Genomic DNA, 7,314 nt, shown 5'->3' with positions numbered 1-7,314 from the left:
ACGTGGTCCGGGGCTTCCGGCGTTTCCCGCCCCGCTTGGCCGGGCGCCCGGACCCGGATGGGAGACTGCGGGACGTGACTACGCCGCCGACGCTCCCGCCCGACGAGGTTTTCGACTGGCTCGACGCCGAGGCGGAGAAGCGGGCGAACGCGGGACTCGTGCGGCAGCTGCGGCCGCGTCCCGCGCAGGCCGACGAGCTGGACCTGGCCGGCAACGACTACCTCGGGCTGGCGCGCGACAAGCGGGTCGCCGGGGCCGCCGCGGCCGCCGCGCTGCGCTGGGGCGCCGGGTCGACCGGGTCCCGGCTGGTCACCGGATCGACCGAGCTGCACACCGAGCTGGAGCTGGAGCTCGCCCGGTTCTGCGGTGCGCAGGCGGCGCTCGTGTTTTCCTCCGGCTTCGCCGCGAACCTCGGTGCGGTGACGGCGCTGTCCGGGGCCGAGTCGGCGATCGTCACCGACAAGTACATCCACGCGTCGCTGATCGAGGGCTGCCGGCTCTCGCGGGCCGACGTCGCCGCGGTCGCGCACTCGACGCCGTCGGCGATCAAGCACGCGCTGGCGACCCGGCGCAAGCCGCGGGCGCTGGTGGTGACGGACTCGGTGTTCTCGGTCGACGGCGACCTCGCCCCGCTCGACGAGCTGGCCGGGATCTGCCGTTCGCACAGCGCCGCGCTGTTGGTCGACGACGCGCACGGCTTCGGCGTCCTGGGCGAAGGCGGCCGTGGGGCGGTGCACGCCGCTGGGCTTTCGGGTGCGCCCGATGTCGTCACGACGTTGACGCTCTCGAAGTCCCTCGGCGCGCAGGGCGGGGCCGTGGTGGGGCCGCGCCGGGTGATCAAGCACCTGGTGGACACGGCACGCAGCTTCATCTTCGACACCGCGCTGGCGCCTGCGAGCGCCGCGGCCGCGCTGGCGGCGTTGCACGCGCTGAAGGAAGAGCCGGGGCTGGCCGGGAAGGTGCTGGAGAACGCGGGCAACCTGGCGATGTCGCTGAAGGCGAACGGGTTGAAGGCGAGCGTGCCGGATGCGGCCGTGATCTCGGTTCAGGCGCCGTCCGCGGAGACGGCGGTGGCGTGGGCCGGCGCGTGTGCCGAGCAGGGCATCCGCGTCGGGTGCTTCCGGCCGCCGTCGGTGCCGGACGGGATTTCGCGGCTGCGGCTGACCGCGCGGGCCGACCTCACGGAGTCCGATGTGGACCGTGCGGTGAAGGTGATCACCGCGACGGCCCCGCGGGGCGCGCTCGCCTGAGCGGGTGTCACGGGCGGCGGCGCATCCTGATGTGGGGGATCCCGTCGTCGTCGGTGTATTCGTCGCCTTCCGCGACAAAGCCGTAGCGCGCGTAGAAGCCCTGGACGTAGGTCTGGGCGTCGAGGACGTACTCGCCCGGGACGGTCAGGGCCGCGTCCATCAGGCGGGCCGCCAGGCCGGCGCCCCGGGCGTGCGCCGCCGTCACCACGCGGCCGATGCGGCGGACGCCACCCGGGTCGAGCAGGACCCGCAGGTACGCCAGGACCGCGCCGGCGTCCTCGAACCACAGGTGGCGGGTGTCCGGGAGCAGGTCGCGGCCGTCGAGCTCCGGGTACGCGGCCTTCTGCTCCACGACGAACACGTCGACGCGCAGGCGGAGGATGTCGTGCAGCTCGGCGGCGGTCAGCTCGGGACCGGTCGTGTCGTGCAGGGTCGGCATACCCCTGCTTAGCACGCTCAGCCGAGGAGGCGGGGCCTGGCCTGGGCTTCGATGTCGTTGGCGTACGCCGAGACGCGCGTGTAGACACCCGGCCTGTTCGCCTTCGCGCAGCCGTCGCCGAAGGAGACGATGCCGATCAGCGTGTCGCCGACCACGAGCGGGCCGCCGGAGTCGCCCTGGCAGGCGTCGACGCCGCCTTCGGCGTAGCCCGCGCACACCATCGTCCGCTGGTCGTAGACGTCGTAGTCGGTGCGGCACTCGCTGTCCGAGACCACCGGCACGTCGGCGCTGCGCAGGTAGTCGGAGCGGGCACCGCCGTCGGCGATGCGGCCCCAGCCGAGCACGGTCGCCTGGGTGCCCTTGGCGTACAGCCCCGCGTCACCGGTGTCCGGCAGCTTCGCGGGCCGGTAGTCGAATTGGCCGCGGACGGTCAGCACCGCGACGTCGCCGCCCTTCGTCGGGTCGCTGTAGCCCTGGGCGACCCAGACCTTCGAGACGCCGAGGACCTGGCCGTCGCCCGTGCGCTTGTCCTCGCGGCCGGCCACCACGCGGATGTCCTGCTTCGCCACCGCTTTCGCGCAGTGCGCCGCCGTCGCGACCGACGTCGAGCTCACGATCACCGCGCCGCAGAACTGGTTGCCGCCCGCGTCGGTCAGGTACACCGCGTACGGGTGCTCCGACAGCGACGCCTTTTCGCCGCCGACGATCCGCGGCTGGTTGGCCGAAGCCGGGCCGGCCACCGCCGTGCCCACCACGACCGGGACGGCGACCGCGGCGACCGCGAGGAGCGCGCCGCTCGCGAACAGCAGGGATCGGCGGAACTTCACGGACATGGGTCTTCCCCTTTTCGGCGCAGCACGGAGCTAAGCACTCGGCATCCGGACGACTCCGGTGCGTGAACGACGTGCGCTCAATACCCTAAGCCGAGGGGGCCCAAAACGGTGTCACTGGAACGGGTGGTCTCCGCGCCCGGCCGCCTCTGCCAAGCTGACCGGATGTGGCGGACGGCGGCGGCGTGGGCAGCACTGGCCCTCACCCTGTGCGCGTGCTCGGCGGAAGCGCCGCCACCATCCCCGCCTGCACCTGCGGCGACACCAGTGGCGACGGCGACGGCGAGCACCACGGCCGAGCCGGCGCCGACGTCGAGCGCGCCCGCCGTCACCTGGCAGGTGGGTGCCCGGCCGCTCCCCCGCCGTCCCGACGGCTTCGGCGAGGTCGAGCCGACGCCACCCGAACTGGTGAATCGGGCACTTCCGACAAAAGACCTCCTGCCGCCGCCCGCCGGGACCGCCTACGCGTCGACGATCAGCGCCGTGCCCGCCGACGTCCTCGCGCGCAGCACGTGGCAGCCCGCCTGCCCCGTCAAGGCCGGCGACCTCCGCTACCTGACGATGTCCTTCTGGGGCTTCGACGGCCGCGCCCACACCGGCGAAATGCTGGTCAACGCCCGCGGCGCGGCGGGCATCACGAAAGTCTTCGGACAACTCTTCGCCGCCCGCTTCCCGCTCGAAGAGATGCGCGTGACCGGCCCGGCCGAGCTCACCGCGCCGCCGACCGGGGACGGCAACTCGACCAGCGCGTTCGTCTGCCGACCGGTGCGCGGGCAGACGACCTGGTCGGCGCACGCCTCCGGGCTCGCGGTCGACGTCAACCCGTTCTGCAACCCCTACACCCAGGGTGACCTCGTGCTGCCCGAGCTGGCCTCGGCGTACGTCGACCGCTCGCGCAAGCGGCCCGGCATGGTGCTGGCCGGCGACGCGACCGTGCGCGCGTTCGCGGCCATCGGGTGGAGCTGGGGCGGTGCCTGGACCAGCCCGAAGGACCGGATGCACTTCACCGCGACCGGCCACTGACCACGTAATACGACGTTAAGCACAACGGGGAACACCAGCCTCCACGGCAGGGTTGGCTAGGGTGAAACGACCGGAACCGGACCCGCGGAGGATGCAGTGCCCCACTACGACCTGGTGATCGTCGGGACGGGATCGGGGAACTCGATCCTCGGCCCGGACTTCGCCGGCAAGAAGACGGCGATCGTCGAAAAGGGCACCTTCGGCGGCACCTGCCTCAACGTGGGCTGCATCCCGACGAAGATGTTCGTGTACGCCGCCGACGTCGCGTACACGCCTTCGCACAGCGCCAAGTACGGCGTCGACGAAGAGCTGAAGGGCGTGCGCTGGCGCGACATCCGCAACCGGATCTTCGGCCGCATCGATCCGATCGCCGAGGGCGGCGCGGAGTACCGGCGCCACCACGAGGACAACGCGAACGTCGACGTCTACGAGGGCACGGGCCGCTTCACCGGCCACAAGGAGCTGCGCGTCAGCTTCGGCGACGGGCGCCCCGACGAGGTGCTGACCGCCGACGAGTTCGTGCTCGCCGCGGGCGGCCGTCCGGTCATCCCGGACATCCCGGGCCTGGACGGCGTCGGCTACCACACCTCCGACACCGTGATGCGGCTCGACGAGCTGCCCGAGCGGATCGTCATCCTCGGCGGCGGGTACATCGCGGCCGAGTTCGCGCACGTCTTCGCTTCCTTCGGCGTGCAGGTCACGCTGGTCAACCGGTCCGGGCGGCTGCTGCGCTCGGAGGACGAGGACGTCAGCGCACGCTTCACCGAGCTGGCGGCCGAGCGGTTCGACGTCCGCCTCGAGCGCAAGACCGTGCGGGCGCGCCAGACCGAGAGCGGCATCGCGCTGGACCTCGAAGGGCCGCAGGGCGCCGAGACCGTCGAGGGTGACGTCCTGCTGATCGCCACCGGCCGCAAGCCGAACTCCGACCTGCTCGACGTCGCCGCCACCGGGGTGACCACATTGGACAGTGGGCACGTCGTGGTGGACGACTACCAGCAGACCGCGGTCGAGGGGATCTACGCCCTCGGCGACCTGTCGTCACCGCACGAGCTCAAGCACGTCGCGAACCACGAAGCCCGCGTGGTGCAGCACAACCTCCTGCACCCGGACGAGCGGATCACCGCCGACCACCGGTTCGTGCCGCACGCGGTCTTCACCCACCCGCAGGTGGCCTCGGTCGGGCTGACCGAGCAGAAGGCCCGCGAGCTGGGCGTGTCCTACGTGGTCTCGAAGCAGGACTACGCCGGGATCGCGTACGGCTGGGCGATGGAGGACACCACGGGCTTCGCGAAGCTCCTGGCCGACCCGGCGACCGGGCAGCTGCTCGGCGCGCACATCATCGGCCCGCAGGCGTCGTCGGTGATCCAGCCGCTCATCCAAGCGATGAGCTTCGGCCTCGACGCGCGGAGCATGGCCCGCGGGCAGTACTGGATCCACCCGGCGATGCCGGAGCTGATCGAAAACGCGCTGCTGAACCTGCCCCTGGACTGAGGCGTCCGCGGGCCGGGACGCACCCGGCCCGCGGCGGCTCACAGGGTGATCGACCAGGTGTCGAGGGTGCCGGTGTCGCCGGGCCCGTAGTCCGTGACGCGCAGCTGCCAGCGGCCGCCGGCCGGGGCGGACGCCGGAACTGTGAACGTCCGGGTGCCGTTCCACGCCGTGCACGTGCCGCCACCGCTGTACTTGAGCGGGTACGCCTTGCTGCCGGGGTCGAGCAGGGTGATGCCGAGGTCCTCGGCGCACGTGTGCCGCAGCGTCACCCCGACGGAAAGCGGCGTCGCCGCTTGGCCGGTCAGCGTGGACGTGATCGGGCTGAACACCTGCTGGTGGTCGCGGATCGGGTAGTCGGTGTCGTTGGTCAGGGTCCGGCCGCCCGGCGCCGGGCCGCTGCCGGTCACCAGGGTGAGCCGCCACTTGGCGAGCGCCTCGGCCACCGGCTGGAAGAGGGACAGATCCCCGTCCGAAGGGTTCTGGACGCACTGCGCCGGGCCGCCGTCGTGCAGGCCGGTGGCCTTGTCGCCGAGCAGCCAGCCGCCGCCGGAGTCGCCGCCGAGGGAACACGCCGTCGTCCAGGTCAGGTCGTCGATGACCAGGCCGCCGCCGTAGTCGGCGGACTTGTGCGTGTACTTCACCTCGCCGCACTGCCAGTGCGAGGTGTTGCCGGAGTGGCAGACGCGGTCGCCGACCATCGCCTCGGCCGCGCCGGACAGCGTGATCGCCGGCCGGCCCCAGGTGTTCACCGACGCCGAGAGGTTCCACCCGGCCTCCGTCACCGCGACAACGCCCATGTCGCCTTCGCGGGCGTTGACGCTGTGCGTGCCGCCGACGTTCGACGTGCCGATCCGGTTCTGCTGCCCCGAAGCGCCGTAGGCGGCTTGGTCGCGGTCGTTCGTGCAGTGCCCCGCGGTCAGGAAGTGCTTCGCACCGGCGGAATCCGTCACCGGGAAGCCGACCGAGCAGTTGCTCTCGCTGCCCGGCCACCACGGGTTGCCGGTCTGGATCGTGCCCGACTGTTGCCGCGGCGACGTCGTGGTCTCGGTGATCCGGACCCCCAGCTCCCGCACGCGCGAAAGGAAGCTGTCGGTCGCGGCGGTCTTCTTCGTCCGGTCGACGTCCACCCCGACGTCGTTGGCACGGACGTCGACGCCCCAGCCGTAGACGCCGGGGACGCCCATGCCGACGAGGTCGCGGACGGCCGAGGCGGTGCGGTCGAGCTCGGCCCGGCTTCGGGCCACGACCCGGGCCGCCGCTCCCGCGGCACGGGCCTCCTCAGCCGCTTCCGGGGTGGTGACGGCGATGGTCAGCTGCCCGGCGGCGGCATCGAACCACTGTCCCGCGGCCTGCGCACGGACGGCCGCGGGCAGGGTCCCGGCCAGCCGGTGCGCGCGATCCTGGGCGGCGAGCTGGGTCCGCGCCTGTCCTGCGGACAGCCCGAACGCCGCGGCGACACCCGCCACTTCGGCGTCCGGATGGCCCGGCGCCGCTTCGGCGGGCATCACACCCGGTCCCAGCGTGGCCAGCGCGGCCACACTGACGGCGGAAACGAATCTGCGCATCGGTTTCTCCTCGGATCGGCGAGTGGAGTGCGCAGACGGTAAGCCGCCGGGAGGCCCGCGGTGCAGATCCGCAAGTCCTTAACAGTTAACCGGCCAGTCCCACGCGAAGCCGTACCGGCCGGGCCCGAAGTTGAGCGCGACCCCGTGCACGGCACCGGATTCCGGCACGACGTCGGCGTTTTCGCCGGGCTCGGCGAACCGGCGGCACACCGGCGGCACCGCCTCCGGGGAGAACCGGATTTCGAGCACGTACTCGCGGACCGGGAGCCGGAACTTCCGTTCGTAGTTCAGCGCGACCGGGTGCGGCGCGCGATTCACCAGCGTGTGTTCGGTGATCACCGTTTCGCCGCGCAGCAGCGGCCTGCCGAAGAGCAGTTCGACGACGAGAAGGCCGTCCTCGGGCTGCAGCACGCTGCGGCCCGCTCGGCAGCCGCGCAGCGCACGCAGCTCCGGCAGCGGCCGGTCGTGCTCGTCGAGGTGCAGGATCACCACCCACCGGTCCGGGCCGTCGGCCTCGGCCCGCAGCACCTGCCGCGACCGGATCTCCAGCTCCTCGCGATCCGGGCCGACGAGGACGACGTCGTGCTGGCTGAGCCGGGTCAGCCGCTCGTCCCACCGGGTGTCCACATCGGACACCGCGGCCTCGATGCGCGGCCCGTCCGGCCAGAACCGGCCGATCCCGGCGGGCGCGGACCGGCCCGCCGCGGGCCGGCCGG

The 7,314-nt window shown here is 72.6% G+C and carries 7 protein-coding genes; 3 read left to right on the top strand and 4 right to left on the bottom strand.

What is annotated here, in order from left to right:
* Positions 1–74: 74 nt before the first annotated feature.
* Positions 75–1,250, top strand: coding sequence for an 8-amino-7-oxononanoate synthase (locus ACWEVN_RS44785; protein WP_449682779.1), 1,176 nt, complete (start codon positions 75–77; stop codon positions 1,248–1,250).
* Positions 1,251–1,257: 7 nt separating this feature from the next.
* Here ACWEVN_RS44785 and ACWEVN_RS44780 read toward each other — a convergent pair whose 3' ends face one another.
* Both ACWEVN_RS44780 and ACWEVN_RS44775 read right to left on the bottom strand, forming a co-directional pair.
* Positions 1,258–1,689 carry a GNAT family N-acetyltransferase gene (locus ACWEVN_RS44780; protein WP_452055336.1) on the bottom strand — a complete coding sequence of 144 codons (432 nt, stop codon included), beginning with the start codon at positions 1,687–1,689 and terminating at the stop codon, positions 1,258–1,260.
* A 17-nt stretch (positions 1,690–1,706) separates the two neighbouring features.
* Positions 1,707–2,522 carry a S1 family peptidase gene (locus ACWEVN_RS44775; RefSeq protein WP_449682777.1) on the bottom strand — a complete coding sequence of 272 codons (816 nt, stop codon included), beginning with the start codon at positions 2,520–2,522 and terminating at the stop codon, positions 1,707–1,709.
* A gap of 162 nt (positions 2,523–2,684) precedes the next feature.
* Between ACWEVN_RS44775 and ACWEVN_RS44770 the strand changes: the two genes are divergently transcribed.
* Together ACWEVN_RS44770 and ACWEVN_RS44765 are read left to right on the top strand one after the other, a co-directional pair.
* The gene (locus tag ACWEVN_RS44770) at positions 2,685–3,542 is read left to right on the top strand and encodes a M15 family metallopeptidase (protein WP_452055335.1); all 858 of its coding nucleotides are present in this window, start codon (positions 2,685–2,687) and stop codon (positions 3,540–3,542) included.
* 96 nt (positions 3,543–3,638) lie between these two features.
* Positions 3,639–5,033, top strand: coding sequence for a mycothione reductase (locus ACWEVN_RS44765; protein WP_452055334.1), 1,395 nt, complete (start codon positions 3,639–3,641; stop codon positions 5,031–5,033).
* Positions 5,034–5,071: 38 nt separating this feature from the next.
* Here the strand turns inward: ACWEVN_RS44765 and ACWEVN_RS44760 are convergent, their stop codons facing one another.
* Together ACWEVN_RS44760 and ACWEVN_RS44755 are read right to left on the bottom strand one after the other, a co-directional pair.
* A complete protein-coding gene (locus ACWEVN_RS44760; RefSeq protein ID WP_452055333.1) occupies positions 5,072–6,598 on the bottom strand; it encodes a proprotein convertase P-domain-containing protein in 1,527 nt (508 codons plus the stop codon).
* 78 nt (positions 6,599–6,676) lie between these two features.
* Positions 6,677–7,314: XRE family transcriptional regulator (locus ACWEVN_RS44755; protein WP_452055332.1), on the bottom strand; the 638-nt coding region annotated here is incomplete at its 5' end.

This window comes from Amycolatopsis sp. NPDC003861, assembly GCF_053605405.1.
Note: the sequence above shows the minus strand (reverse complement) of the source record. Positions and strands in the feature narration are given on the sequence as shown.

What these genes read in the sequence shown, in the direction of transcription:
- ACWEVN_RS44780 (WP_452055336.1), bottom strand. Translation starts at nt 1,689, where the DNA reads ATGCCGACCCTGCACGACACGACCGGTCCCGAGCTGACCGCCGCCGAG.
- ACWEVN_RS44775 (WP_449682777.1), bottom strand. Translation starts at nt 2,522, where the DNA reads ATGTCCGTGAAGTTCCGCCGATCCCTGCTGTTCGCGAGCGGCGCGCTC.
- ACWEVN_RS44760 (WP_452055333.1), bottom strand. Translation starts at nt 6,598, where the DNA reads ATGCGCAGATTCGTTTCCGCCGTCAGTGTGGCCGCGCTGGCCACGCTG.
- ACWEVN_RS44770 (WP_452055335.1), top strand. Translation starts at nt 2,685, where the DNA reads ATGTGGCGGACGGCGGCGGCGTGGGCAGCACTGGCCCTCACCCTGTGC.